The sequence below is a fragment of the Pseudomonas sp. SAS7 genome (genome assembly GCF_052112345.1).
Classification (GTDB): Bacteria; Pseudomonadota; Gammaproteobacteria; order Pseudomonadales; family Pseudomonadaceae; genus Aquipseudomonas; species Aquipseudomonas putida_Q.
The window spans coordinates 56,677-82,983 of record NZ_JBEGGO010000015.1 but is presented as its reverse complement, the minus strand read 5'-3'; the positions used below and the strand labels follow the sequence as shown (position 1 = coordinate 82,983).

General features: G+C 63.6%; 26 protein-coding genes and 1 tRNA gene. 15 read left to right on the top strand and 12 right to left on the bottom strand.

Annotated elements, in window-relative coordinates; all coding sequences use genetic code 11:
- Positions 1-96 precede the first annotated feature (96 nt).
- The 3 genes from ABI582_RS22120 to ABI582_RS22110 form a co-directional block, all read right to left on the bottom strand.
- Positions 97-342 carry a PA4570 family protein gene (locus ABI582_RS22120; protein ID WP_016484829.1) on the bottom strand — a complete coding sequence of 82 codons (246 nt, stop codon included), beginning with the start codon at positions 340-342 and terminating at the stop codon, positions 97-99.
- An 83-nt stretch (positions 343-425) separates the two neighbouring features.
- Positions 426-767 carry a zinc ribbon domain-containing protein YjdM gene (locus ABI582_RS22115; protein ID WP_016484830.1) on the bottom strand — a complete coding sequence of 114 codons (342 nt, stop codon included), beginning with the start codon at positions 765-767 and terminating at the stop codon, positions 426-428.
- 167 nt (positions 768-934) lie between these two features.
- Complete coding sequence (locus ABI582_RS22110) at positions 935-1,903, bottom strand: polyprenyl synthetase family protein (RefSeq protein WP_016501544.1); 969 nt, start codon at positions 1,901-1,903, stop codon at positions 935-937.
- Between the two features lie 244 nt (positions 1,904-2,147).
- Between ABI582_RS22110 and rplU the strand changes: the two genes are divergently transcribed.
- The 5 genes from rplU to ABI582_RS22085 all read left to right on the top strand — a co-directional run bounded on the left by rplU (position 2,148) and on the right by ABI582_RS22085 (position 5,835).
- Positions 2,148-2,462 carry a 50S ribosomal protein L21 gene (gene rplU / locus ABI582_RS22105; RefSeq protein WP_003247466.1) on the top strand — a complete coding sequence of 105 codons (315 nt, stop codon included), beginning with the start codon at positions 2,148-2,150 and terminating at the stop codon, positions 2,460-2,462.
- A 38-nt stretch (positions 2,463-2,500) separates the two neighbouring features.
- The gene (gene rpmA / locus ABI582_RS22100; protein WP_003247464.1) at positions 2,501-2,758 is read left to right on the top strand and encodes a 50S ribosomal protein L27; all 258 of its coding nucleotides are present in this window, start codon (positions 2,501-2,503) and stop codon (positions 2,756-2,758) included.
- Between the two features lie 188 nt (positions 2,759-2,946).
- Positions 2,947-4,173 (top strand): Obg family GTPase CgtA, encoded by a 1,227-nt coding sequence (gene cgtA / locus ABI582_RS22095; RefSeq protein WP_016501543.1) that lies wholly within the window; start codon positions 2,947-2,949, stop codon positions 4,171-4,173.
- Between the two features lie 85 nt (positions 4,174-4,258).
- Entirely contained in the window at positions 4,259-5,377 is a 1,119-nt protein-coding gene (gene proB / locus ABI582_RS22090; RefSeq protein ID WP_442120261.1) for a glutamate 5-kinase, read from the top strand.
- Positions 5,374-5,835 carry a CreA family protein gene (locus tag ABI582_RS22085; protein ID WP_049278050.1) on the top strand — a complete coding sequence of 154 codons (462 nt, stop codon included), beginning with the start codon at positions 5,374-5,376 and terminating at the stop codon, positions 5,833-5,835. Before proB ends, ABI582_RS22085 begins: the two co-directional genes overlap by 4 nt.
- Positions 5,836-5,967: 132 nt before the next feature.
- On the opposite strand, the gene mksF is transcribed toward ABI582_RS22085, so the two are convergent.
- From mksF to mksB, 3 genes are read right to left on the bottom strand one after another with little or no spacing between them, the layout of a single operon-like run.
- Positions 5,968-8,799: an Mks condensin complex protein MksF gene (gene mksF / locus ABI582_RS22080; protein WP_338746028.1), complete on the bottom strand. Its 2,832-nt coding sequence runs from the start codon at positions 8,797-8,799 to the stop codon at positions 5,968-5,970.
- On the bottom strand, positions 8,796-9,503 hold the full coding sequence (mksE, locus tag ABI582_RS22075; protein WP_016484836.1) for an Mks condensin complex protein MksE: 708 nt from the start codon (positions 9,501-9,503) through the stop codon (positions 8,796-8,798). Before mksE ends, mksF begins: the two co-directional genes overlap by 4 nt.
- On the bottom strand, positions 9,493-10,782 hold the full coding sequence (gene mksB, locus ABI582_RS22070; protein WP_442120260.1) for an Mks condensin complex protein MksB: 1,290 nt from the start codon (positions 10,780-10,782) through the stop codon (positions 9,493-9,495). Before mksB ends, mksE begins: the two co-directional genes overlap by 11 nt.
- Positions 10,783-11,209: 427 nt before the next feature.
- Here mksB and ABI582_RS22065 point away from each other — a divergent pair, with 427 nt between their 5' ends.
- From ABI582_RS22065 to ABI582_RS22055, 3 genes are all read left to right on the top strand, one after another.
- Positions 11,210-11,995, top strand: coding sequence for an energy transducer TonB (locus ABI582_RS22065; RefSeq protein ID WP_442120259.1), 786 nt, complete (start codon positions 11,210-11,212; stop codon positions 11,993-11,995).
- Positions 11,992-12,447 carry a ribosomal protein S18-alanine N-acetyltransferase gene (rimI, locus tag ABI582_RS22060; RefSeq protein WP_016484839.1) on the top strand — a complete coding sequence of 152 codons (456 nt, stop codon included), beginning with the start codon at positions 11,992-11,994 and terminating at the stop codon, positions 12,445-12,447. The genes ABI582_RS22065 and rimI overlap by 4 nt, the downstream gene beginning before the upstream one ends.
- Before the next feature lie 65 nt (positions 12,448-12,512).
- Complete coding sequence (locus ABI582_RS22055) at positions 12,513-13,088, top strand: D-Ala-D-Ala carboxypeptidase family metallohydrolase (RefSeq protein WP_442120258.1); 576 nt, start codon at positions 12,513-12,515, stop codon at positions 13,086-13,088.
- Here the strand turns inward: ABI582_RS22055 and ABI582_RS22050 are convergent.
- Positions 13,028-13,945 carry a LysR substrate-binding domain-containing protein gene (locus tag ABI582_RS22050; protein ID WP_063423703.1) on the bottom strand — a complete coding sequence of 306 codons (918 nt, stop codon included), beginning with the start codon at positions 13,943-13,945 and terminating at the stop codon, positions 13,028-13,030. The two genes, ABI582_RS22055 and ABI582_RS22050, sit on opposite strands and share 61 nt — an antisense overlap.
- 246 nt (positions 13,946-14,191) lie before the next feature.
- Between ABI582_RS22050 and ABI582_RS22045 the strand changes: the two genes are divergently transcribed.
- The gene (locus ABI582_RS22045) at positions 14,192-14,806 is read left to right on the top strand and encodes a LysE family translocator (RefSeq protein WP_016501533.1); all 615 of its coding nucleotides are present in this window, start codon (positions 14,192-14,194) and stop codon (positions 14,804-14,806) included.
- Positions 14,807-14,912: 106 nt separating this feature from the next.
- Here ABI582_RS22045 and ABI582_RS22040 read toward each other — a convergent pair.
- Positions 14,913-14,989: transfer RNA gene (locus tag ABI582_RS22040), tRNA-Met, on the bottom strand.
- Between the two features lie 95 nt (positions 14,990-15,084).
- A complete protein-coding gene (locus tag ABI582_RS22035; protein ID WP_442120299.1) occupies positions 15,085-16,011 on the bottom strand; it encodes a FecR family protein in 927 nt (308 codons plus the stop codon).
- A gap of 191 nt (positions 16,012-16,202) precedes the next feature.
- On the opposite strand from ABI582_RS22035, the gene ABI582_RS22030 reads away from it, so the two are divergent.
- The 3 genes from ABI582_RS22030 to ABI582_RS22020 all read left to right on the top strand — a co-directional run bounded on the left by ABI582_RS22030 (position 16,203) and on the right by ABI582_RS22020 (position 18,986).
- Positions 16,203-17,417, top strand: a complete 1,215-nt coding sequence (locus ABI582_RS22030) for an MFS transporter (RefSeq protein WP_338746033.1) — start codon at positions 16,203-16,205, stop codon at positions 17,415-17,417.
- A 190-nt stretch (positions 17,418-17,607) separates the two neighbouring features.
- Positions 17,608-17,745: a hypothetical protein gene (locus tag ABI582_RS22025; RefSeq protein WP_016484845.1), complete on the top strand. Its 138-nt coding sequence runs from the start codon at positions 17,608-17,610 to the stop codon at positions 17,743-17,745.
- A gap of 83 nt (positions 17,746-17,828) precedes the next feature.
- Complete coding sequence (locus ABI582_RS22020; RefSeq protein WP_338746034.1) at positions 17,829-18,986, top strand: MFS transporter; 1,158 nt, start codon at positions 17,829-17,831, stop codon at positions 18,984-18,986.
- A gap of 8 nt (positions 18,987-18,994) precedes the next feature.
- Here the strand turns inward: ABI582_RS22020 and ABI582_RS22015 are convergent, their stop codons facing one another.
- Positions 18,995-19,951, bottom strand: coding sequence for a FecR domain-containing protein (locus ABI582_RS22015; RefSeq protein ID WP_442120257.1), 957 nt, complete (start codon positions 19,949-19,951; stop codon positions 18,995-18,997).
- On the bottom strand, positions 19,938-20,453 hold the full coding sequence (locus ABI582_RS22010) for a sigma-70 family RNA polymerase sigma factor (RefSeq protein ID WP_442120256.1): 516 nt from the start codon (positions 20,451-20,453) through the stop codon (positions 19,938-19,940). Before ABI582_RS22010 ends, ABI582_RS22015 begins: the two co-directional genes overlap by 14 nt.
- 171 nt (positions 20,454-20,624) lie before the next feature.
- Between ABI582_RS22010 and ABI582_RS22005 the strand changes: the two genes are divergently transcribed.
- From ABI582_RS22005 to ABI582_RS21995, 3 genes are all read left to right on the top strand, one after another.
- Entirely contained in the window at positions 20,625-21,251 is a 627-nt protein-coding gene (locus ABI582_RS22005) for a DNA-3-methyladenine glycosylase family protein (RefSeq protein WP_138737759.1), read from the top strand.
- A 148-nt stretch (positions 21,252-21,399) separates the two neighbouring features.
- Positions 21,400-22,452 carry a bifunctional DNA-binding transcriptional regulator/O6-methylguanine-DNA methyltransferase Ada gene (ada, locus tag ABI582_RS22000; protein ID WP_442120255.1) on the top strand — a complete coding sequence of 351 codons (1,053 nt, stop codon included), beginning with the start codon at positions 21,400-21,402 and terminating at the stop codon, positions 22,450-22,452.
- A gap of 56 nt (positions 22,453-22,508) precedes the next feature.
- Positions 22,509-24,920, top strand: a complete 2,412-nt coding sequence (locus tag ABI582_RS21995; protein ID WP_442120254.1) for a DUF3772 domain-containing protein — start codon at positions 22,509-22,511, stop codon at positions 24,918-24,920.
- A gap of 29 nt (positions 24,921-24,949) precedes the next feature.
- Here ABI582_RS21995 and ABI582_RS21990 read toward each other — a convergent pair whose 3' ends face one another.
- Complete coding sequence (locus ABI582_RS21990) at positions 24,950-26,167, bottom strand: DUF3422 domain-containing protein (RefSeq protein ID WP_442120253.1); 1,218 nt, start codon at positions 26,165-26,167, stop codon at positions 24,950-24,952.
- Between the last annotated feature and the right edge of the window lie 140 nt (positions 26,168-26,307).

Below are 26,307 nucleotides of genomic sequence, written 5' to 3'. Positions count from 1 at the left end.
GCCGCTCCTACAGGAATATGCGATCCCTCGGCGGGATGCGTCCCCTGTAGGAGCGGCCTTGCGCCGCGATCGAGGGCGAAGCCCTCGCCAGGGCCCTCAGTTCCAGTCTGTTCCCATCGGGCGCAATGCCCGCGCATAGCAGAACAGAAACAGGTTGCGCACCAGCTCCTTGAGCACCCCCGGTTCACTCGAATTCAACCCGCTCATGTCCAGGTCGCCCTGGTCACGCAGTTCGTCGAGCGCTTCTTCTTCAAGCACCGCGCACACTTCGCCTGTTTCTCGATGAAGAATGCGCAGGTAGGGGTGAGGGCGGTCAAGCCAAGCGTCAATCAGATAAGTCATGGCTATTCTCCTTGGATACCAGTTCCAATGAGAATAATTCTTATTATCAGAATAGCAAGCGCCAATTGGCTTTTTTTGTGTAATCAGACTTTGCGAACGAACTCGGACTTCAGTTTCATGGCGCCGATGCCGTCGATCTTACAGTCGATATCGTGGTCGCCGTCGCACAGGCGGATGTTCTTGACCTTGGTGCCGACCTTCACCACCAGGGACGAACCCTTGACCTTGAGGTCCTTGATCACGGTGACGGTGTCGCCGTCCTGCAGGATATTGCCGACCGAGTCCTTCTTCACCGCCTCGTCGCTGGCCGCTTCGGCGTCGCCACTGGCAGACCACTCGTGGGCGCATTCAGGGCAGATCAGCTGAGTGCCATCCTCATAGGTGTACTCGGAATTGCATTTTGGGCAGGGTGGCAAAGTGCTCACTTCGGTTCCTCAAACAAACAGACGGGCGGTTAAAAACCCACATTGTAAAAGGTATTTTCCCAGAAGTGATTATGTCCGGACAAAAAGCATCGCGGGCAAGCCCGCTCCTACAGGCGACACAGTCCTGTAGGAGCGGGCTTGCCCGCGAATGAAGGCGACTCGTTCTGTCAGTGCGTACGCGCGACCGCAAACTCGCTCAGCTCGACCAGGGCATCCCGGTATTCACTGGCCGGCAGCACTTCGAGGCAGGCAATGGCGCGCTTCACATAGTCGCGCGCCAGCTCTGCGGTGTACTTCAGCGCGCCTGACGCTTCGACCGCCACGCGGATCTGTTCCAGATCCTCAAGGCCGCCCTTCTGGATCGCCTGGCGTACCAGCGCAGCCTGCTCGGCAGTGCCTTCGCGCATGGTGTAGATCAGCGGCAGGGTAGGCTTGCCCTCGGCCAGGTCGTCACCGACGTTCTTGCCCAAGGTTTGCGAGTCGCCCTTGTAGTCCAGCAGGTCGTCGACCAGCTGGAAGGCCACGCCCAGGTGGTCACCGAAGGTGCGCAGGGCTTCGCGCTGCTCGTCGGTGGCTTCGGCCAGCGCAGCGGCGCTGTGGGTCGAGGCTTCGAACAGCATCGCGGTCTTGCCGCGGATGACCTCCATGTAGATTTCCTCAGTGGTGCTGGCATCGCGTACCCGCGACAACTGCAGCACTTCACCTTCGGCAATCACGCGGGTGGCCTTGGACAGGATCTGCATGACCGGCATCGAGCCCAGTTCGACCATCATTTCGAACGAGCGCGAATAAAGGAAGTCGCCCACCAGCACGCTCGGCGCGTTGCCCCACAGGGCGTTGGCGGTGGAGCGGCCACGGCGCATGCCGGACATGTCGACCACGTCGTCGTGCAGCAGGGTGGCGGTGTGCAGGAATTCGATGGTGGCAGCCAGCAGGCGCAGGTCGTCGCCTTCGCGGCCCAGGGCCTTGCCACACAGCAGTACCAGCAGGGGACGCAGGCGCTTGCCACCGGCCGACGTGATATAGTCGCCGATCTTCGATACCAGCGGCACGCGCGAGGTCAGCTGCTTCTTGATGATCTCGTCGACGGCGCTGAAATCATCAGCCACCGCGCGGTAGAAGGTTTGGGGTTGCATCGGCTGCTCCAGTGAGGTTGCGCGGCATGCTAGGTCGCGGGTACCGGTGTGTCAAGGCGCGGTGCCAGCGGGCCGGGGGCTGCACTTGCAAGCAAAACCAGGGTTGCGTACAATCGCGCACCCTAACTTCCTGGGCAGCACCTGCCTTACGCAATTGCGCCGGGCCGTTCCAGCCTTGTGCAGCCATGCCAGCCAATACTCATCATATAAAGCGCTGGGTGAGCAGGATTATCGGAGAAATACCATGTCTTACGCAGTAATCGTTACCGGCGGCAAGCAGTACAAAGTCGCTGAAGGTGAATTCCTCAAGATCGAAAAACTGGAAGTCGCCACTGGCGAATCCGTGACTTTCGATCGCGTTCTGCTGGTCGCCAACGGTGAAGAAGTCACCATCGGTGCTCCAGTTGTTGCTGGCGCTAAAGTAGTGGCCGAAGTCGTTTCGCAAGGCCGCCACGACAAGGTTCGCATCATCAAGTTCCGTCGTCGTAAGCACCACATGAAGCGTATGGGCCACCGCCAGTGGTTCACCGAGATCAAAATCACCGGCATCCAGGCTTAATCCCCTAGATCCCCTGAATTTATTTGGAGAATTGAACCATGGCTCACAAGAAGGCTGGTGGTAGTACTCGTAACGGTCGCGACTCAGAATCTAAACGCCTTGGCGTGAAGATGTATGGCGGCCAGGTTATCAAGCCAGGCAACATCATCGTCCGTCAGCGCGGCACTGAATTCCACGCTGGCTACGGCGTTGGCATGGGCAAGGACCACACCTTGTTCGCCAAGATCGAAGGCGTGATCAAGTTCGAGAAGAAAGGCGAGTTCATGCGCCGTTACGTGAGCATCGTCGCCGCTTAATCGCGACGTCGCTCCAGAAGCCCCGTCATGCGACGGGGCTTTTTCGTTTGTGGTGAGCCTCTTGCAAAGCTGTTTGTCTGGGTTGCCGGCGTTGGTTTCTACGGTCGTACGGGGCCGCCGCGCTCATTTTTGCAAGAGCCTCATGTTTTTGATTCATTCAACTCGTCTACCGACGAGAGGCGGTTTTAATGAAGTTTGTTGACGAAGTATCGATTCGGGTCAAGGCCGGTGACGGCGGCAACGGTTGCATGAGCTTCCGTCGCGAGAAGTTCATCGAGAATGGTGGCCCTAACGGCGGTGACGGCGGTGACGGCGGCTCGGTGTACATGGTCGCCGACGAAAACCTGAACACCCTGGTCGACTACCGCTACACCCGTCACCACGAAGCCCAGCGCGGCTCCAATGGCGGCAGCACCGACTGCACTGGCAAGAAGGGTGAAGACCTGTTCCTGCGCGTGCCGGTCGGTACCACCGTGATTGACGCTTCCACCCAGGAAGTGATCGGTGACCTGGTCACCCCTGGCCAGAAGCTGATGGTCGCCCAAGGCGGCTGGCATGGCCTGGGCAACACCCGTTTCAAGTCCAGTACCAACCGTGCACCGCGCCAGACCACGCCAGGCAAGCCGGGCGACCAGCGCGACCTGAAGATGGAAATGAAGGTGTTGGCCGACGTGGGCCTGCTGGGCCTGCCGAACGCCGGCAAGAGTACCTTCATCCGCTCGGTCTCGGCCGCCAAGCCGAAAGTGGCCGACTACCCGTTCACCACCCTGGTGCCAAACCTGGGCGTGGTCAGCGTCGACCGCTGGAAGAGCTTCGTCATCGCCGACATCCCGGGCCTGATCGAAGGCGCTTCCGACGGTGCCGGCCTGGGTATCCGCTTCCTCAAGCACCTGGCGCGCACCCGCGTGCTGCTGCACCTGGTGGACATCGCGCCGCTGGACGAAAGCAGCCCGGCCGATGCTGCCGAAGTGATCGTCAACGAGCTGACCCGCTTCAGCCCGTCGCTGGCCGAGCGTGAGCGTTGGCTGGTACTGAACAAGTCGGACATGGTCATGGACGACGAGCGCGATGAGCGTGTGCAGGAGGTGATCGATCGCCTGGAATGGGAAGGCCCGGTCTATGTGATCTCGGCTATCTCCAAGCAGGGTACCGACAAGCTCAGCCACGACCTGATGCGCTACCTCGAAGACCGCGCCGACCGCCTGGCCAACGACCCGGCCTACGCCGCCGAGCTGGCCGACCTCGACCAGCGCATCGAAGACGAAGCCCGTGCCCAGCTGCAGGCCCTGGACGACGCGCGTACCTTGCGCCGTACTGGCGTCAAGAGCGTGCACGACATCGGCGACGATGACGCTTGGGACGATGATTTCGAGGACGACGAAGACGGCCCGGAAATCATTTACGTGCGCGACTGACCGGTTGCAGTACACTAAACGCCGCTCTCTGGAGCGGCGTTTTTGTATCCACGGTATCTACAGATTCGACATAGGTTGGAAGAAGATGCGAAGCAAGGTGACGGGCGCCAAGCGCTGGGTCGTGAAGATTGGCAGTGCTCTGCTGACCGCCGATGGCAAGGGCCTCGACCGCGGTGCCATGGCCGTTTGGGTCGAGCAGATGGTCGCGCTGCGTGAGGCAGGCGTGGAGTTGGTACTGGTCTCCTCCGGGGCCGTTGCTGCCGGCATGAGCCAGCTGGGTTGGGCTTCGCGACCGAGCGCGATGAACGAGCTGCAGGCCGCTGCCGCGCTCGGCCAGATGCGCCTGGTGCAGGCCTGGGAGTCGAGCTTCGGCGAGCACGGCAAGCACACCGCGCAAATCCTGCTGACCCATGACGACCTGTCCGACCGCAAGCGTTACCTGAACGCCCGCAGCACCCTGCGCACCTTGGTCGACCTGGGCGTGGTGCCGGTGATCAACGAAAACGACACCGTGGTCACCGACGAAATCCGCTTCGGCGACAACGACACCCTGGCGGCGCTGGTGGCCAACCTGGTCGAGGCCGACCTGCTGGTGATCCTCACCGACCGCGATGGCATGTTCGACGCCGACCCGCGCAACAACCCCGAAGCCCAGCTGATCTACGAAGCCCGTGCCGACGACCCGACGCTGGATGCCGTGGCCGGTGGTACCGGGGGTGCCCTGGGCCGTGGCGGCATGCAGACCAAGCTGCGCGCCGCGCGCCTGGCCGCCCGTTCCGGTGCCCACACCATCATCATCGGTGGCCGCATCGAGCGCGTGCTGGACCGCCTGAAGGCGGGCGAGCGCCTGGGTACCTTGCTGTCGCCCGAGCGCGGCATGCTCGCTGCGCGCAAGCAGTGGCTGGCTGGCCACCTGCAGACCCGTGGCACCCTGGTGCTGGACGCCGGCGCCGTGCAGGCGCTGCGCCAGGCCAACAAGAGCCTGTTGCCGGTTGGCGTGAAGGCCGTGCAGGGCAGTTTCCGCCGTGGCGAGATGGTGGTGTGCGTTGGCCCGGACGGTGTTGAAGTGGCCCGCGGGTTGGCCAACTACAGCGCCCTGGAGGCGCAGAAGATCATCGGTCAGTCGTCCGACGGTATCGAGTCGATCCTTGGCTATAGCGCTGAGCCCGAGCTGGTACACCGCGACAATCTGGTGCTGGTATGAGCCTGTTCAAGCGAGTGATTGCCGTGGTGGCGCTGGCGCTGCCAATGCTGGCCGGGGCCGAGGAAGTCGGCCAGGTGTCCACTGTCTTCAAGTTCCTCGGGCCGAACGACCGCATCGTGGTCGAAGCGTTTGACGACCCCAAGGTGGAGGGCGTGACCTGCTACCTGTCGCGGGCCAAGACTGGCGGCATGAAGGGTGGCCTGGGGCTGGCGGAGGACCGTGCGGAGGCGTCGATTGCCTGCCGTCAGGTCGGGCCGATCAACTTCAAGGGTGAGTTGAAAGACGGCGAGGAAGTGTTCAAGGAACGCACCTCGCTGGTGTTCAAGACCATGCAGGTGGTGCGCTTCCTGGACAAGAAGCGCAATACGCTGGTGTACCTGGTGTACAGCGACCGCATGATCGAAGGCAGCCCGCAGAACGCTGTGACCGCGATCCCGATCCTGCCTTGGGCTCATTGATAGCCTGGTAGATTGCCGGGAGGCCTTCGGCCTCCATTCGCGGCACAAGGCCGCTCCTACAGGGATATGCGTCCCCTTGTAGGAGCGGCCTTGTGCCGCGAATGGGCCGCAACGCGGCCCCATACACAAATATCAGGCCAGTTCCTCGGCCTGATCCTCACGCACAACCGCCTTCACCTCATCCAGCCGGCTGATGAATTTCCAGTCCGCCTCGTCGATGTAGATGCCGTTCGGCCCGCTGCCGCCTTCCAGGTCGATCGCCACGTGCGCCGATACCTGTGGCTTCACACTCGCCAGAATCGGTACGAAGCCCAGCTGCAAACTGGTCTCCAGCAGCGCGGCCTGGTTGCGTTCGTCGATGTCCGCTGCTTCGTCCAGGTAGTACGGCAAGCGAATGCGCCCGGCCAGGTCGCGGTCCATCAGGTGCAGCAACAAGTACATGTTGGTCAGCGCCTTGATGGTCATGGTGGTGCCGTTGGACGCGGCGCCGTCGATGTCGGCGTGGATGATCGGCTGGCCGTTGACCTTGGTGATCTCGAACGCCAGCTCGAACAGGTCTTTCAGGCCCAGCTGGTTGTGGTTGGCCGCCACCAGGCGTGCCAGGTATTCCTTGGCCTCTTCGTTCTTGTTGTCCTGCTCGGCGCTTTGGGTCAGGTCGAACACCGACAAGGTTTCGCCTTCTTCGTACTGGCCGGCGCTGTGGATGATCTGGTCGATGTGCTTGAGCGCTTCCTTGTTCGGCGCCAGCACCACGCGGAAGCTCTCCAGGTTGGAAACCTGGCGCTTGTTGATCTCGCGGTTGAACAGGGCCAGTTGGTGCTCGAGGCTGTCGTAGTCACTGCGGATGTTGCGCAGGGTCCGGGCGATGTCGGTGACCGCAGCGCGGCGTGCCTTGGCCAGGGTCAGGGCTTCTTCGGTACGGTGCGCATAGGCGTTCACCAGCAGCTGCAGGCGGCGCTCCATGTCGTCTTCGCTGTCGAACTTGGCCACGCCTTTCAGGCGCACCTGGGCGTACAGCGCCTCGATCTGGTTGTCTACCCGTTGCAGGCCTTGCCAGCTGTCCTGATAGTCGTTGAGCAGGGGCAGCAGGTTGTCCATCGAGTCGTCGATGGCTTCCATGAAGGGGGTGCCGTAGGGTAGGTCGGCCGGCAGCAGCTGGCGACGGCGCAGGGCATCTTCCAGGGTGCGCTGCTTGGACTCGAGGTCGCCGATCTGCCGGCCCACCAGCTGCAGCTTGGCCGACAGCTGCTGAACGCGCTCGGTGAAGGCATCGCTGGAGCGCTTGAGTTCGTCCTGGGCGGCTTCCAGTTGCGACAGCTGTTCCAGCTTCTCGGGTTCTTCGGCGGCCAGGGTTTCGCTGCGGCGGAAGTCTTCCAGCGCCTTCTGCGCGTCCAGCACCTGCTGGTACAGGGTTTCGGTCTGCGCCTTGGAGGCGGTGCGGTCAGCGGTAACAGCCTGCTGGGTCTTGAGCTGCTTCAGCTCTTTTTCCAGGCGCTCTTTCTGGTCGCGCAGGGCGGCGCGGTCGGCCAGGGCCTGCAGCGCCGGTGGGTCGATGTGGGTGAGGTCGATGGACAGGCCCGGGGCTTCGAAACGCTCGCCCTTGAAACCGTCCAGCACCGCTTCCAGCGATTTTACCCACAGGTCGCTGTCGTCCAGTTCAATGCCACGCTCGCCCAGCGGCAGGCTGAACAGTGCACCGTTGAACAGGCGCATCAGGCGGTCGACGTCCTGCTGAGAGAACTCTTCGCGCAGGCGGGCGTAGCTGTTGTTGTCAGCGTGGTCCAGCTGCTGCTTGACCTGCTTCAGGCGTTTTTCCAGGTCGCGTACGCGCTCGTCCAGGTCTTCGGCACTGAACTGGCGCGACTGCGCCAGGGCACCGGCCAGTTCGTCGTGGGCATCCTTGGCCGCCAGCAGCTGCTGCTCCAGTACCTTGACGTCATCGACCAGGGCAAAGCGGTGCTTGAGCACCGACAGCTCGCCCAGCCAGCGCTGGATGCCGGTGATTTCACGCTCCAGGCGCATCAGCTCCTGGGTGCCGCCGCGCTGGTCGTTCTGCAGGCGGTCCTGCTCGCCACGGTAGTGCTCGGACTGGATGACCAGCTCTTCCTTGCGCGCCATGGCGTATTCCTGCCAGGTGCCCAGCAGGGTGTCGAGCACTGGCGAAATGCGGTGCAGCTTGCCACGCAGGATGTCGCGCTGGGCGACACCACCGGCCAGGGCCTCGACCAGCGGGCCGGCGGCGACCAGGGCGTTGTAGTCCTGCTCCATGCGGCGCACGTCGCGGAAGGCTTCCTCGCACGCGGCGATGTAGTCGACGCTGCCCGAACGCAGGCTGTGCTCGAAGGCGTCAAGGAACAGCTGCTTGAGCTTGGCCGCGGTGATTTCGCGCATGTGCAGCAGGTTGATGAACAGCGCGCGGAAGGTTTTCAGGCTTTGCTCGCTGGTGGAGCGCAGCGGGATCATGGTCAGGTCCAGCGGCACCGAGGTGTGGCCGCCAACCAGCAGGCGGCGCAGTTCGTCCGGCTTCAGCTCGTAGGCCTTGATGCCCAGCCGTTCCAGGTTGGTGAACAGCTCTTTCTGGCGCAGGCAGGTGTCGTTCTTCTGGTAGTGAGCCAGGTCCAGTTCGCCTTTGTAGGCGAAGAACTGGTGACCGAAGCCGCCGCCCGGGCCGCGGCCGACCACGCCTATCACGTGCGGGCCGTGGGGCAGGCTCAGTTCGCAGAGAATGTACGAGGTGTCGCTGGCGAAGTAGAAGCGGCGCGACTGCTCAAGGCTGTACTTGCCGAAACTCATGTCCGACATACGCGCCAGGATCGGGAACTGCAGGGCGTTTATCGAGGCCGATTTACCCAGGTTGTTGGCACCGTATACCGACAGCGGATGCTCCAGCGGGAACAGGCCAAGGCTGTAGCCGGCGGTGTTGAGCAATGCAAAGCGGCGGATGCCGTAGCGTTCCTGGCTCATGCGTCAATCTCCTGTTGCTCTTCGCGGATGGCCCGGGCCAGGGCGTCCTCTTCGCTTTCCTCGCCCTCGAAGGGCGTGAGGTCGAGCGGGTCGTCGGTGCGGTTGAGTTCTTCGGGGCTTTCTTCCTCGACCAGTACCGGGGTCGGCAGCGGCAGGACGCTGTGCAGGGTGGCGGCCAGGTCGCGGTCCTGCTGGACCGAAAGGCACACATCGAGGAAGCGGTGCATCGGCGGCAGGAAGCGGTAGATGCCGCCTTCTTCATGGGCGAAGCCAAGCTGGGTCATGCGGCGCAGGATTTTTTCTTCCAGCTCGTCCACGGTCTGCACTTCGGCCTGCAGGAACAGGTCGCGGTACTTGTCCAGCAGCGAGGGGAGTTCGTCGCGGCCGATGCTGCCTCCGTCCAGCACGGCCATCGGGTCACGGCCCTGGTCGGCCAGGTGCTCGACCAGGATGAAGGTGAACAGCGACAGGCGCTGCGCGGTCTTGTTGACCTGCGCGGCGGTCATGTCAGGCACGAAGTAATAGAAACCGCGGGTGTCGCACACCAGCTCGAAGCCCAGGGCCTTGAACAGGGTGCGGTACTGGTCCTGGAAGTTCGACAGCTGGGCGTACAGCTCGGGGTCGCGGCGGCTGACGTGGAAGCCTTTGAACAGCTCGCGGAAGATCGGCGCGAGCTGGGACAGTTCGGAAAGATCAAGATGCATGGGCTGGGCTCGCGTTGGGTTCGGTAGGCGCGCGGGTGGCGTCTTCGCGGCTGGAGGTCAGGGCGTACGAGCGCAGGCTGACCAGGTGTTCCTGGGTGGTGTATTCGCGGCGGTCGAGGCGTTCGCGCTTGAAGCGCTTTTCCCGCGACAGGCGCGAGAACCAGTACAGCAGTTCGTCGGTGGCGCCTTCGGGTTCCTGTTCCAGCAGCCAGACCATCAGGTCGGGCAGTGGCAGGGCCTGTTCGCAGCGTTCGGCCATTTCCTTGACCGTGCGTGGTGCACGGGGCAGGGCGCCGGACTGGGTCTTGTGGGCCTTGGGGAAGCGCGCCGGCTTGGGCTCGAAGCGCGCCAGGGCGTACACATAGGCCTCGACCTGGCTGGCACTGCCGAGGAAGGTGCTTTGCGGGCGGGTGAACATCGGCATGGCCGCCTGCGGCACGGCGTCGATGCCCTTGCGCCGTATCACCGACAGGGCCAGCGCCGCGCCGCGGGTCACGGCGTTGTGTCGGCGGGCTTCTTCACGCAGCGGCAACAGCAGTTCACGGGCGTGGCGCAGGGTCAGCTGGGCGCTGGTCTGCATTTCCAGGATGCGTGCGTGGGTGCGCAGCAGCATGTCGTCATCGACCAGGTGGCCCAGGCGCGCCTGTTCGCCCAGCAGCTTCAGCAGCACGGTCTCGACCTTGCGCACGCCTTGTTCGAAGGCGCCGTCGGCGTTCACCAGCTGGATCATCGGCTCGACGTATTCGTCCCAGGTGGCCAGTACTTCGGCATAACGCTGGCGCAGCGGGATCTGGCGGTTGCTGGTCTTGGCCCGCTCGGCCACGGCGACCAGTGCCTGTTCGTCGTTATCGAGCTTTTTCAGTACATCGCGTACGCGCATGTCGAGCAAGCGCAGCTGGCGCGCCAGGTCGTCGCTGTCGCGGTTGTCGAAGGCGTCCTGGATATGGCCGGCGAGTCGTTCGAGGTGGCGCAGGTAGGCTTCGATCTCCAGGCACAGGCCCAGGCGGTGTTCGCGGCGCAGGTACGCAAGAAAGTCGTGGATCTGCGCGTTGAGCTCGAAGCGGTTCGGGCTCTTGGCTACCGGGACCAGGATATCCAGGCGGATCCATACGTCGAGTAGCTGGGTGATGTCCTGCGGGGTGCTTTCGAGCTGCTGGCGGCCCACATGCTGGCGCAACTCGACCAGGCTCAGGGTGCCCTGGTCGAAACGCTCGCACAGCGGCTCGATCAGGGCCCAGTGTTCGGCTAGGGCGCGCAGGACGCGCTTGGGTTCGATCATTGGCTTCGACTCGTTGCCAAGAAAAAGGGGGCGATTGTACTGCATCCGGGGGGGAGGTTTTCACCCCTTGGTCTGTAATGAGAGATAACCTTTTTGTTTGTGGGTGTATGGCGTTGTTTTTGGGGTGGTTTTGAAATCGAGCGCCGCCCGCGCGGCGCTTCGCAGCACAAGGCTGCTCCTACATCTGTTTCGGGCCAGTGACGCCTGTACCCATGCGCGCGACCGCCTGGTTTGTTCGACACGATGTCCAGGTGAACACCAGGGGCGCGCGCCTTTGTCTCAGGAATAACTGGCCCGAAACAGATGTAGGAGCAGCCTTGTGCTGCGAAGCGCCGCGCGGGCGGCGCTCGGTCTGATAGGCGCTGCAAAAACCAAGGCGTACACGTTAGAATGCCCAACTGTCTTGAGCCCCTCGGATACCCGCCCCTTGCTGACCGAACCCCGTCGCCGCGCCTACCTTTCCGCCATGCAAGTGGTGCACTGGCTGCCGCGCGCCGAACTGCCGTTCGCCGCACCGTCGCGCCCCGAGCTGCTATTGCCGGTGGTGCCGGTCGAGGACATCGACTTCGAAGTCAGGCCTGTACCAGCTGCAAACGAAGCGCCCGTCAGCCCGCAGGTCCGCTCCGGTGAGCGGCCGAAAATCGAGATCCCGCGCCCGGGTAGCGTGCCCAAGCCCGCCGCCAAACCCGTCGAGCCCGAAGAGCAGCCCGTACTACCACGCCCGGCCCCGGTGCCACCACCGCGCTTCTCGTTGCAGTTGCTGCGCGCTGGCAGCTGCCTGCTGCTGGTCGAACTGGCCACCGGCCAGCCGTTCCAGAGCCGCGACCCGTCCTACCTGCTGCTCAAGGACATGCTGCGCGCCGCCGGCCTGCCTGACGCCCCGCAGATCATCGGCGAACCGGTGCGCTGGCCGTTGCTGGTACGCGGCAACATGGACCAGGGCCCCGAAGCCGCGCGTGACTTCGTCCGGGGCTTTGTCCAGGCGCGCCTGGAAGACGCCCCGAGTACCTGCCTGTGGCTGATCGGCTTGCCGGCACTGCGCTTTGCCGCCAATGCCGATGCCGAGGCCTATTACCAAACCCTTGAGCTTGACGGCCTGGGCGATGCCTGGGCGCTGCCGGGCCTTGAATTGTTGATGGACGAGCCGCAGCGCAAGGCGGACGTCTGGAAAGCCATGCGCCAGCTGATGGCGCGCTGGAAGAGCGTTGAATGAGTGAATCGATCAGTTTCCGCCCGATGACCGAGGCGGATCTGGAAGCCGTACTTAAGATCGAATACGCCGCGTTCAGTCACCCCTGGACCCGCGGGATCTTTCAGGATGCTCTCAAGTCGTACGAAGTCTGGCTGATGTTCGATGGCCAGCAGCAGGTTGGCCATGGTGTGATCAACGTGATCATCGACGAGGCGCACCTGCTCAACATCACCGTCAAACCGGAAAACCAAGGGCGCGGCTTGGGCCTGCGCCTGCTGGAGCACCTGATGGCCCGGGCCTACCAGCTCAATGGCCGCGAATGCTTCCTGGAAGTTCGCGCCAGCAACCAGTCGGCCTATCGTCTGTACGAGCGCTACGGTTTCAACGAAATAGGCCGCCGCCGCGACTATTATCCAATTGCCGGTGGCCGTGAAGATGCCCTGGTGATGGCCTGCACCCTGCTTGAGGATTGACCTGGCATAGTCGGTGCCATCCAGCGCGCAGCTTTCTTTGTTCTCTATGCAGGGATGGATGAAGAATGAAAAAACTGCTTCTGGCGGCAGGCCTGTTGATAGCGGGTACTGCCCACGCCGACCAACGCGACCTGTGGATATTCGCCCAGTGGGCCGGCGACCATCAAACCCGTCCCTTTCGTGAAATGCTGGTGGATGCCCGTCTTTACGGTGTTGTGCCTATCCACCAACTGCTGCGTTCGGCCTCGGACTGGAAGCTGTGCCACGCGTCTCCCTTCGCCGTGCCGCCTGCCAGCAACTGGCCGGCTGTACGCTCGACCCTTTCGCTGATCAAGACCCTCGACGACCAAGGCATCCTGCGCCAGTTCGAGGTGGTTTCGGCCTATCGCGACCCTCGTCTGAATACGTGCGCAGGCGGTGCTGCCAACAGTGCCCATACCCGCGCCTTCGCCGTCGATATTCTGTTGCCGGCCTGGGCCGACCCTAACCCGCTGTGCCGTTTCTGGCAGCAGCATGGCCAGGCGTGGAGCATGGGCCTGGGGCGCTACCCGTCGGGGCGCATCCATCTGGATACCGCGGGCTATCGCACCTGGGGCGGCGATGGCAGCGCGGGGTCGTCGTTCTGCGTCAAACCCAAGTGAGCCAGGCAGCGCTGGCACTCGCCCATTACCCACTCGGCGAAGCGCTGGCGCTTGCCGCTGTCGTCCAGGGGCTGTGGGCTAAGCAGGTGATAAGCCGAGCCATCGCGCACAAAACCGAACGGTGCCTGCAGCTGCCCGCTGTCGAGTTCGTCGCGCACCATCAGGGCTGAGGCCATGGCCAGGCCCAGGCCAGCGCTGGCGGCCTGGATCGTCAGGTAGAAGTGTTCGTAGTCGCTGCGTTCGTTGTGCCGCGCCTGCTGGCCGCTGAGGCGCAGCCAGGTGGGCCAGGCAGCGGGGCGGGTGGTGCTGTGCAGCAGGCGTTGGCCGTCGAGCTGGGTGGGGGAGGTGGGGTGGCACACCGGGCCGATCCATTCGTCGCAGATTTTTTGATTGAACAGCTGGTTGTCCCAGTGGAAGTCGTCGCGGCGGATTGCCAGGTCGACACCGCTGCGGGCGAAGTCCAGCGGCCCGCCGGCGGCCACCAGGTGCAACTGCAGGTCGGGGTGGTCAGCATGGAAGCGGGGCAGGCGCGGGATCAGCCAGCGCATGGCGATGGTCGGCTCGCAGGACAGCACCAGCACATTGTCGCGCGCCTGTTGTTGCAAGCGCTGCACGGCGCCTTCGAGCTGTTCGAAGATCGCCTGGGTGGTGCCTTGCAGGGCACGGCCGGCGGAGGTGAGGAAGATGGCCCGGTTACGGCGCTCGAACAGCGCCACGCCAAGGCTTTCTTCAAGCAGGCGTATTTGGCGGCTGACCGCGCCGTGGGTGACGTGCAGGTGCTCGGCGGCGCGCACGAAGCTCTCGGTCTGGGCGGCGATGTCGAAGTAGCGGAAGGCGTTGAGCGGCGGCAGTTTCATGGCATCCCTTTTTGCCTGTGCCGGCCTCTTCGCGGGTGAACCCGCTCCCACAGGGATCTCATCACACCTGAGAAAAGCACATTACCTGTGGGAGCGGGTTTACCCGCGAAGAGGCCGGTGCAGGGGCTAATTATCTGTGAGTAAAACTATCAGATATGCCGCACTATAAATCGATTTTTCCTGGTTCATAAGCCCTCGATAATCCCCTGGCCTGTGCATTTTCATCGCCTATCGAGAGCCATCAGCATGACCGAAATCATCGCCGTCGCCCTGTTCACCTTGCTCGCCGTCATCAGCCCTGGCGCCGATTTCGCCATGGTCACCCGCAGCAGTTATGCACAAGGCCGCAAGGCCGGGCTGGCCGCCGCGATCGGCATCGCGTTGGGGGTGCAGGTGCACGTGCTGTACACGGTGTTGGGCATTGCCGTGATCATCAGCCAGAGCCCGGCGCTGTTCCTGGTCATGAAAGTGCTCGGTGCGGGTTACCTGATCTACCTGGGCTACAAGTCGCTGACCAACACTCAGCGCATCCACCTCGAGGGCGGCAGTCAACCCGCCGCCAGCGTGCTGAGCGCCCTGCGCACGGGCTTTTTGACCAATGCCCTGAACCCCAAGACCATGTTGTTCGTTATCAGCGCTTTCACCCAGGTGGTGCAGCCGGGCAGCCCGCTGGCGCTGGATTTCGCCTACGGCGCGTTCATGTCCTTTGCCCATTGGCTGTGGTTCAGCCTGGTTGCAGTGTTTTTCTCCAGTACTGCGTTGCGCAAGGCGATGATCGACCGGCAAGTGCTGGTGGATCGCGTCATCGGGCTGGCTTTGATCGGGCTTGGGCTGGCAGTGGCGGTGACGGGGATTCGTTGAGGGGCGTTTGCATGTTGGGGGTAGCTGCTTGCTCAAATTGAAAGCGTGCAGCTTTTTCGCAGGCAAAGAAAAAGGGCTTACCTTGCGGTAAGCCCTTCGTCTTGTTTGGTGGCTACACAGGGACTTGAACCCCGGACCCCAGCATTATGAATGCTATGCTCTAACCAACTGAGCTATGTAGCCGATGGCGCGCATTATTCTCTTGAACGGGCCCTCTGTCAACACTCATTTCAAAAAAAATTTGCACGCTTTCAAAAACTTAGCGGCCGGGCTTGGTTTCAGTGCACCACCAGCCAGTGCCCGAGCACGCCCTGAAGCTGCAGATGCTGGGCCGCCGCCAGGGATTGCAGGGTTTCGCCAGCCCGGTCGAGGTTGAAATCGCCGCTGACGCGCCGGTGGGCCATCTGTTCATCCATCATCCACACGCGCTGCCCCTGATAGCCGGCAAGGCGCTCCAGCACCTGCCCCAATGGCATGTCGGTGGCTTTCAGGCGGCCGTTGCGCCAGCTGTCTGCGGTTTTCAGGTCAGCCTTCTGCACCGGGTCGATGCGTGTGTCATTGAAGGTGACCCGCTCGCCTTCAGAGACCATGCGCTGTTCCCCCCCCTGGGTGACCATGGCCTTGCCACTGAGTACGACAAGTTCATCATGACCGGCATGGCGGGCTACCTGCAGGCGGGTGCCGAACACCTGGATGCGTGCGTTGCCCACGTCCACTTCCATGGCCCGGCCGTCGAGCACGACTTCCAGGGACACCTGGCCTTGCACCAAATGCAGTTGGCGGGTGCGGCCGCGCAGGTCGATGTTCATTGCGCTGGCGCTGTCCAGGTTCAGGGTAGTTCCATCCGCCAGGCGTGTGCTGCGCCGCTCGCCCACGTCGGTGTGCAACTCGCTGGCCAGGCGCTGCAGCAGCGGCCAGTACAGGTAGGTTGCGGCGGCCAACCCGACCAGGAACACCAGCGCCAGCCATTTGCCCAGGTGGCTGCGGCGTACCGTGACGTGCCGTGGGCGAGGGCGGGCGGGTGGTGGTTGCAGCTGTTGCCAGAACGTTTCCAGCTCGGCGTAGGCGTGGGCGTTTTCGGGTACCTGGCACCAGGCTGCAAATGCCTGGCGCTGGGTTTCGTCGCAACCGGGCTGGCGCAACAGCGAAAACCATTCCAGCGCTTCTTGCTGTGGGTCGGACTGCTGCAGCTGCTTGGCGGGCATCGGGCTCATGGGTTCAGTCTGCTCACGATAGGGGCCGTTTCGCCCAACGATGACAGGGGTATGGGTCGAGGATGCTAATTATATTGAGAACCATTTTCAAGTACGTTACGACGGAGGGATAAAAAAGGTAGCTATGTATCTATTTGTTTCCCGATAATCGGATCCCAAACTGCGGACGGAGATTCAGGCACATGGCCACCAGTAGCGCCTCCACGGCGTCCACCAGCGCAGCGGCGAGCCAAGCGACGCCGCTGGTAATGCGCATCATCGGCTTCTGCGCCCTGGCGCACTTGATCAACGACCTGATCCAGTCGGTGCTGCCGGCGATCTACCCGATGCTCAAGGCCAATTACGACCTGAGCTTCGCCCAGATCGGCCTGATCACCCTGACGTTCCAGATCACCGCTTCGCTGCTGCAACCCTGGGTCGGCTTTTTTACTGACCGCCGCCCAACGCCGAACCTCTTGCCGCTCGGCACCTTGTGCACGCTGGTGGGCATCGTGATGCTGGCATTCGTCGGCAGCTTCCCGATGATTCTGCTGGCTTCGGCGCTGGTGGGCATAGGCTCGTCGACGTTCCACCCGGAAACCTCGCGTATTGCGCGCCTGGCCTCTGGCGGGCGCTTCGGCCTCGCCCAATCGACCTTCCAGGTGGGCGGCAACACCGGCTCCGCACTGGGCCCGTTGCTGGCGGCGGCCATCGTCATTCCGTTCGGCCAGACCCACGTGGCCTGGTTCGGCCTGGCGGCGTTGTTCTTCCTCGGTGTAACCCTGATGCTGCGTAGCTGGTACAAGGAGCACCTCAACCAGGCCAAGGCGCGCAAGGCGGTGCAGGCCACCCATGGCATTTCACGCAATCGGGTGATCGCGGCGCTGATCGTGCTGGGCCTGCTGGTGTTCTCCAAGTACTTCTACATGGCCAGCTTCACCAGCTACTTCACCTTCTACCTGATCGAGAAGTTCGATGTGTCGGTGGCCAGCTCGCAGTTGCACCTGTTCCTGTTCCTGGGGGCAGTGGCGGCGGGCACGTTCTTTGGCGGCCCGATCGGTGACCGCATAGGGCGCAAGGCCGTGATCTGGTTCTCGATCCTGGGGGTGACGCCGTTCACCTTGGCGCTGCCGTATGCCGACCTGTTCTGGACCACCGTGCTGAGCGTGGTGATCGGCTTTATCCTGGCCTCGGCGTTTTCCGCGATCGTGGTGTATGCGCAGGAACTGGTGCCGGGTAGCGTGGGCATGATCGCCGGCATCTTCTTCGGGTTGATGTTCGGCTTTGGCGGCATTGGCGCGGCGCTGCTGGGGTATGTGGCGGACCTGCGCGGTATCGAGTATGTGTACGGGCTATGCTCGTTCCTGCCGTTGTTCGGGTTGCTGGCGGTGTTCTTGCCGTCTACAGGTAAACGCTGAAATCGCTGGGGGCTGCTTTGCAGCCCATTCGCAGCACAAGGCTGCTCCTACAGGCAGCACGCGCTCCCTGTAGGAGCAGCCTTGTGCTGCGAATGGGCCTCGTAGAGGCCCCTGGCCGATTGACTACCCCCCCTTGAGGTAGCTAGAGTGCCGCCTCTTTTTACCCACCACCTGCGTAGTAGCCAAAGCAATGCGCCGTAACCCGTCCCTCCCACATGCCCGCCAGCCTGCCCTCCAGGCCCTGCGTCGTGCCTGGCCGAGCGATACGGTACTCAAGCGTCGCCGCAGCGTGCTGTTTGCCTTCACCTTCTCGCCACACCTCGCCTGAACTGATCTGCGCTTTTGCGTCGCTCGCCGCCTCGGCGTGCGCGCCTGTGTCTGCACGTCTTTCTGGTTTGCAAGGAGTGGTACATGAACATGCGTTTGCTGGCGGGCCTGTTGTTCGCCGTTTCCGTCGTGGGCTTCAGCCTGGGGGCCAGCCTGCCGCTGGTGTCGTTGCGCCTGCATGAGGCCGGGGCGAGTACCCTGGAAATCGGCATCATCTCGGCCATCCCCGCTGCGGGCATGATGCTCTCGGCGTTCCTGGTCGATGCCTGCTGCCGCCACCTCACCCGGCGCACCATCTACCTGCTGAGTTTCAGCCTGTGCACCGTCAGCATCGCCCTGCTCGAATCGGCTTTCGGCTCGCTGTGGTTGCTGGCGCTGCTGCGCCTGGGCCTGGGGCTGGGTATGGGCATCGCCATCATCCTCGGCGAGTCGTGGGTCAACGAGCTGTGCCCTGAGCACAATCGCGGCAAGATCATGGCCCTTTATGCCACCAGCTTTACCGGCTTCCAGGTGCTGGGCCCGGCCATGCTCGCGGTGCTGGGCGCCAACAGCCCGTGGATCACCGGAGTGGTCACCGCCTGCTATGGCCTGGCGTTGCTGTGCATCGTGCTGACCGTACCCAATGACCATGTCGAGCATGAGGAGGGCGACAAGAGCTTCGGCCTGGCCGGGTTCTTCCGCGTGGCACCTGCGCTATGTGTGGCGGTGCTGTTCTTCTCGTTCTTCGATGCGGTGGTGCTGTCGCTGTTGCCGGTGTACGCCACCAGCCATGGCTTTGCCGTGGGCGTGGCGGCGTTGATGGTGACCGTGGTGTTTGCCGGCGACATGCTGTTCCAGCTGCCGTTGGGCTGGCTGGCCGACCGGGTGGAGCGCACCGGGCTACACCTGGTGTGCGGGTTGGTGGCGATGTCGATTGGCATCGGCCTGCCGTGGCTGCTGAACATGACCTGGCTGCTTTGGCCGCTGCTGGTGGTGCTGGGCGCGGTGGCGGGGGGCATCTATACCCTGGCGCTGGTGCTGATCGGGCAGCGTTTCAAAGGCCAGGACCTGGTCACTGCCAATGCCAGTGTGGGGTTGTTGTGGGGCGTTGGTAGCCTGATCGGCCCGCTGGTGAGTGGTGCGGCGATGGATGTGGCCCCGCATGGCCTGCCCATGGCACTGGCGCTGATGGCCGGGTTGTTCGTGTGTTTTGCCCGGCAATCGTACCGACGCGCGGGCCGCATGCGCGCCGTGGCGGAGTGATGTGCTTTTCAGGCTGCGCCAATGCTTACCCAGTAGCGCGTTTTGTAGTCGACACGTACCGGCAGGCTGCGGGTTAGCAACTGCAGAATCTGACCGGTATCGGCCAACTGATAGGTGCCTGAGACCTTCAAGTTCGCCACCTCAGGGGCGCAGCGCAACAGGCCCGGGCGGTAGCGGGCGAGCTCTGCGACAAACTCGCCCAGTGGCATCTGCTGCACGCTGAGCACGCCGTCGGTCCAGCCCCAAGGGTCGCTGTGCAGCGCCACCGTGTGGACACTGCCATTGGCCCCCACCTGTACCGTTTCGCCCGAATGCACCTGGCGCGGTGTGGCCGACGTGGGGAACAGCGTAACTTCACCACGTCGCACTGCCAGCAGCAGGCCTTGGTTGTTTTCACGCAGCAGCAACTGGCCGTTGAGGGTGGTCAGCGTGCCGATGCGGGTGTCGATGTAGAACGGACGGGTATCGTTGGGGTTGCTGTCCAGGCTGACCTCGCCACGTACCAGTTCCAACTGGCGTTGCTCGGCGCTGTAATGCAGGTCGATGGCGCTGGCAGTGTTGAGCTGTATATGGCTGCCATCGCTGACTTGCCACTGGCGCCGTTCACCCGTGGCGGTGCTGCTGTCGGCCAGCAGTTGCGGCAGGCCCAGAGGTTCGCGCGTGGCCCAGCCCAGGCTGCCGCCCACGGCCAGCAGGCTCAGTAACTTGAGGTGGTCACGGCGGCTGCTGCGCTGGCGCTGGCTGCCGTCCAGGGTGCGCCGGCTCAGGTCCTTGGGCAGCCCGGCCAGTTCGTCGCCGAGTTGGCTGACCCGTTGCCAGGCCAGCGGGTTGTGCGGGTGGCTGGCCAGCCAGTGCTGGAATTGCTGCTCGGTATGTGCGCTGGGGCGGTCGAAGCGCAGCTTCACCAGCCAGTCGATGGCCTGGTCGACCTGCGCCTGCGCTGGCGCGGGCTCATGCATCGGCATAACGTAACCGGTAGCAGACGCCCAAGGCTTTGGCCAGGTCGCGCTCCACGGTGGCCCGCGACACCTCCAGCTGCTGGGCGATCTGCACGATGCTCAAGCCGTCCAGTTGAGCCAGCAGAAACGCCTGGCGAACACGCGGCTTGAGCTGGTGCAGGGCACGGTCGAGGCGGTGCAGGGCATCGAGAATGACCAGGCGGTGCTCTTCGCTGGGTACCTCGGCTTCGGGCAGGTGGGCCAGGCTTTGCTGGTAGGCGTGTTCCAGTGCGCGACGGCGGAACTGGTCGATCATCAGGCCACGGGCGATGCTGCTGAGATAGGCGCGTGGCTCTTTCAGTGGTGAAGCCTGGCGGGCCCGCAGCAGCCGCACGAAGGTATCCTGGGCCAGGTCGGCGGCATGCTCGCTGCAACCTACGCGGTTGCGCAACCAGCCGCGCAGCCAGCTATGGTGGGCCTGGTAGAGCAGAGCGACCTCGGTCGGCTTGAGCGTGTCGTTGATCTGCATCGTAGCGAAGACCCGGCCTTGTGAACTGTGCGATTGTGAATAGTTCTCAATTCTATGCGGGGAACGCGACGCAGGGCAATGGTATGCCAGGAATTAGCCGCGCAAGAACTGGCGTTTAGCCGATGAACGGCTGAGCTAAGCTGGGCCTGCATTCAACCTGTTGGAGGCGCCATGATTCTGGCCGACCTTTCACCCGAGGCCTACTGCGAGGCCACTGAATACCTGGCAGCACTCGACCCGGACTGGTCGCGGCACATTGCTGCAATCGGGCCTTGCCTGCACCAGGCCACGCCGGGGCGTGAGCCTTACGAAGCGCTGGTGCGGGCGATTGCCTACCAGCAACTGCATGCCCGGGCTGCCGAAGCGATCCTTGGCCGGTTGCTGGCATTGTTCCCGGAGGTTGCGTTCCCGACGCCCCAGCAGTTGCTGACGGTCAGCCCGGAAACCCTGCGCGCCTGTGGGTTCTCGGCAAGCAAGATGGCCACGGTGCAAGGCATTGCCCAGGCACGGCTGGAAGGCCTGGTGCCGACGCGGGAAGAGGCATTGGCCATGGCCGACGAGGCACTGATCGAACGCCTGGTAGCCTTGCGCGGGGTAGGGCGATGGACGGTGGAGATGCTGCTGATCTATAGCCTGGAGCGTTCGGACATTCTGCCGGTGGACGATTTTGGCGTGCGCGAGGGGTACCGACGGCTGAAGGGGCTGGACAAGGCGCCGACACCTGCGCAGATGCGCTCGCTGGGCGGCGGCTGGCGGCCGTTTCGAACCGTGGCGGCCTGGTACCTGTGGCGGGCCTGAGGTTTATGCATCGCCTGTACTGGCCCTTTCGCGGGCATGCCTGCTCCCACAGGGACCGCGCAAGGCTCGAACCCTGCAGAGGATCTGTGGGAGCGGGCGTGCCCGCGAAGAGGCCGGTACAGGCGACAACTTATCTGGAAGCTAACCCATGACGCTCTACACCACCCCCGACCAACGCTGGCAAGCCGTCGAGTCCCGCGACTCCACCGCCACAGGCCACTTCGTCTACGCCGTACGCACCACCGGCGTCTACTGCCATCCCGGCTGCAAATCACGCATGGCCAAGCGCACCCATGTCGAGTTCTACGACACCCCCGCTGCCGCCGAAGCTGCGGGTTACCGTGCCTGCAAGCGTTGTATCAGCAAGGCCAGCACCACCCGCCATAGCCAACTGGTCACCCGCGCCTGCCGCCTGATCGAAACCAGCGACCCTGCGCCCAGCCTCGACCAGCTCAGTGCGCAACTGGCCGTCAGCCCCTTCCACCTGCACCGCCTGTTCAAGGCCGAAACCGGCGTTACCCCCAAGGCCTATGCCACCGCCTTCCGTGCCCGGCGCCTGCGGGAGCACCTGGAAGATGGCCAGCGTTCAGTCACCGACGCCATCTACGATGCCGGCTTCAACTCCAACAGCCGCTTCTACGATAGCGCCGATCAGCGCCTGGGCATGCGCCCCCGCCAGTACCGCGCCGGTGGCGCAGGGGCCACCATCCACTTTGCCCTCGGCCAGTGTTCGCTGGGGGCGATCCTGGTGGCCCAGAGCGAGAAGGGCATTTGCGCGATTCTGCTGGGCGACGACCCTGAGGCCCTGCTGCACGACCTGCAGGACCAGTTCCCCAAGGCCCGCCTGATCGGTGGCGACAGCGCCTACGAACAGTTGGTCGCCGAAGTGGTGGGCTTTGTCGAAGCCCCGGCGTTGGGCCTGGCGCTGCCGCTGGATGTGCAAGGTACGGCGTTTCAGGAGCGGGTGTGGCAGGCGTTGCGCGAGGTGCCGGCCGGGAGCCGGGTCAGCTACACCGACATTGCCGAACGTATCGGTGCGCCCAAAGCGGTGCGCGCAGTGGCCATGGCCTGTGCGGCCAACCACATCGCCGTGGCCATCCCCTGCCATAGGGTGGTGCGTCGGGACGGCGACGTCAGCGGCTACCGTTGGGGTGTCGAGCGCAAACAGCAACTGCTCAAGCGAGAGACGGCACTCTCCTGATTGCCTGAAGCCGCGTAGAATCCCCCGCCAAATCGAGTTGTAAAGAGGATACTTCGATGAGGCGTGTCAGCCTTGCCCGTTATTGCCCAGGCCTGATGGTTCTGCTGGCCCTGATGCTGGCCATTGCCAGCCCGGCCTGGTCGGCGCCGGCCACGCCATTGTCCAATCTGGCGGCTGCCGAAGCGCCAGCGCTGGATGAAAACGCCAGCATCGAACAGCTGAGCGACCGGCTGGACCTGATCCGCCAGGGCGTTACCAGCGAGGCCAACGACGACTTGCTGTCGCAGTTGCGCCTGGCGGCGATGCAGGTTCAGCGCCAGGCTGATGCATTGAGTGCACAGCGCACCGCCGACATAGAAAAGCTCGAGGACAAGCTCAAGGTCATCGGCCCGGTGCAGCCGGACGAGGCCGCCACCCTGACCCAGCAGCGCAAAGCGCTGGAGGCCGAGAAAAAAGCGCTGGTAACCCAGCAGGACCAGGCCACCAAGCTGAATCAGTCGGCCCGCGACCTTTCCACGCAAATCGTCAACCTGCGCCGTAGCCAGTTCAACTCGCAAATCACCAGCCGCGCGGCCTCGCCACTGACCCCGGCGTTCTGGCAGAGCATCATCCGCCCCACCCAGGACGACGTGGCGCGTCTGCGTGACCTGCGCGGCGAGGCGGCCGACGCCATCGGCAGTGCCTTCAGCGCCGAAAACCGCTGGCTGTTCATCACCAGCCTGGTGGCGGCGATTCTGGTCTGGACCTTGGTGCGGCGCGTGCTCGAGCGCCTGCTGGCCAGTGCCATGGTCGGCTGGTTGCCCGAGGGCCGCTTGCGCCGCAGCGCCTTGGCCCTGGGCGTCAGCCTGGCAACCCTGGGTACCATTGCCGGCTCTGTATCGCTGCTGCGCTGGGGGCTGGAGAGCAGCGCCGAGCTGGGCTCGGATATCGCCAGCCTGGTCAACCACATCCTCACCCTGGTGGTGTTCAGCGCCTTCATCACCGGCCTGGGCCGCGCCATGCTGATGCTGCAGCGCCCGTCCTGGCGCCTGCCGCCGATGCATGACGAAGTGGCCAGTGCGCTCGGTTGGTTCCCCAAGGTACTGGCCTTGGCGCTGATGGTGATGATGACCATGGAGCGCATCAACAGCGTCATCGGCGCCAGCCTGGCGCTGACCGTGGCGGTCAATGGCCTCACCGCGCTGGTCGTGGCGTTCATCTTTGCCGGGGCGCTGCTGCGTTATCGCCGAACCCTGCGCAAGCATGACCTGGAGCGCCCCACCGGTCTGGTCGGGCTGATCCCGTTCGTGATGGTTGTCTGGCTGACGCTGATCTTGCTGGCACTGCTTACCGGCTACCTGACGCTCGCCTACTTCCTCACCGCCAAATTGCTGTGGGTCAGCCTGGTGGTCACCTGTGCGTACCTGCTGACCACCTTCTTCGGTGACCTGTGCGAAACCTTGCTGTCGCCACGCCAGCCAGGTGGCTTGGCGCTGGCCTCCACCTTGGGCCTGGCGCCTCGCCACCAGGCGCAGGCCAGCACCATCCTGGCCGGCATCGGCCGTACCATCGTGCTGTTCCTGGCACTGTTGCTGGCGCTGATGCCGTCGGGCACCAGCCCCAGCGAGTTGCTGATGAGCCTGGGCGACTGGGACGGCACCGGCGGCAAGCTGCTTGGCAACCTCAACATCGTGCCGCAGGACATCCTGCTGGCGCTGGCGATTTTCTTCGGCGGCCTGTTCGCCATTCGCGTGGTCAAGCGCTGGCTGAGTGAACGCCTGCTGCCGGAAACCGACATGGACGCCGGCATGCGCGCCTCGCTGGTGACCCTGGTGGGTTACCTGGGCTTTCTGTTCCTGGCCATGCTGGTCATGTCGACCCTGCGCATCAACCTCACCAGCCTCACCTGGGTAGTCAGTGCCCTGTCGGTAGGTATCGGTTTTGGTCTGCAGCAGATCGTGCAGAACTTCATATCCGGCCTGATCCTGCTCACCGAGCGCCCCGTCAAGGTGGGCGACTGGGTCAGCCTGGCGGGCGTCGAGGGTGATATCCGCCGCATCAACGTGCGTGCCACCGAAATCCAGATGTCCGACCGCTCGACGGTGATCGTGCCGAACTCGCAGTTCATTTCGCAGAACGTGCGCAACGTGACCATGGGCAATGCGCTGGGCGTGGTCGGCATTAGCCTGACCCTGCCACTGGAGACCGATGCCAACCGGGTACGCGAGCTGTTGTTGGCGGCGTACCACGAGCATGAGGCGATTCTGGATGCGCCCGCCACTTCGGTGTCGTTCAAGGACCTGACGGCCAGTGGCATGGTGATTGGCGTCAGTGGTTACGTGGCGGGGCCGCGGCAGGTATCGGGTACCCGCAGCGACCTGCTGTTCACCATTCTTGGGCGGCTGCGTGATGAAGGTATTCCGCTGTCTTCGCCGCAGAGCATGGTGCTGGTGCAAGAGGGTACGCGCCCCGCTGATGAATTGGTGTAAAGAGCGGGGCGCATTGCGCCCCCCCAAATTCAATGCTGCTTGGCCTGCTTGATCCGCAGCAGAATCACCAACAACACCAGCAGCACCGGCGGCGCCATGGCCAGCAATCCATCGCGCGCCGTCAGCCCCAACCCCAGCACATTCAGCCCGCCATACAGCAGCTTGAACAAATTCAGCAGGTAGTAGGTGATGGCAATGATCGACAGCCCCTCTACCGCCCGCTGGATCTTCACCTGGGCATCAGCGCGGGCATTGAGGCTGCGCAGGATCTCGGCGTTCTGTTCTTCCATCTCTACCTGCACCCGCGCCTGCAACAGATCGCCCAGGTTTGCCACGTTCTTCGCCAGTTGCTCCAGCCGCTGTTCGGTAGCCGCGCAATAGCGCACAGTCGGTTTGAACCGACGCTCGATGAACACCCCCAGGCGCTGGCAGTCGCCCACATGGCTTTCCCGCAGCTCGCCCAGGCGTTCGAACACCAGTTGCGCATAGGCTTGGGTGGCGCCGAAGCGATGGCGGGTTTTCACCGTGTGGCTGACCACCTGGCGTGACAAGTGGGCAATGGCGTCCAGCAGCCCTTTGGAGTCATGGCCGTCCCCCCCGGCACTACGCTCCGAAAGGCTGACCAGAGTCTTGTCGAAAGTGTCCAGTTCGTGGCTCAGGGCCTTGGCCGTAGCCAGGGTCAGCGAGGCCATCATGCGGTACGTCTCGATTTCCAGCAGACGGCGGATCATGCGGCCCTGGCGGTAGGCATTGAGGCGGCGGTTGATGAACAGGAAACGGTTGGTGCCATCTTCGGTCAGGCGGAAATCGCTCCACACCACCGCATCGCCCCCGCCAACGCACGAGCCGCACGGGTCCTTGAAACCGTAGTGGGCCAGGTTCAGGTCCTGTTCGTCACGCACCAGCACCTGCACGGCGTTGATTACCTGCGCTGCCTGCGGGGCAATTGCCTCGGCCAGCACCGGCGGCAGGGGCTGCCATTCAGTCCCGGTGTTACTGCAGGGCACCACCAGTGTCAGGGTGAAGAACTCGGTGTGGCGTTCCCACTTGAACGGGTGGCCATCCAGGCGGGTGATGCCTTGGGCGGCAGCGGTGTCCAGGGCCTCCGGGCAGCAGCGTTGCAGCAGCGCTGCACAGGCAGCATCACCGCCGAGCAAGGCCAGGTGGAAGACATGCGCAGGGCCGTCGAAGTACAGCGACGGGCGGGCGTGCAATTCGTTGTGCAAGGCGGTGCGTTGAGGGTGCATGGGTGGTCCGGCCTGGTGTTGTGATTGTTGGGGTACCAGGAAGTGGGACTTTGCAGCGGGCGGGGAAAGTCACGCGGGGCGGAGTTTTGTTCCACCTGTACCGGCCTCTTCGCGGGTGAACCCGCTCCCACAGGTTCAGT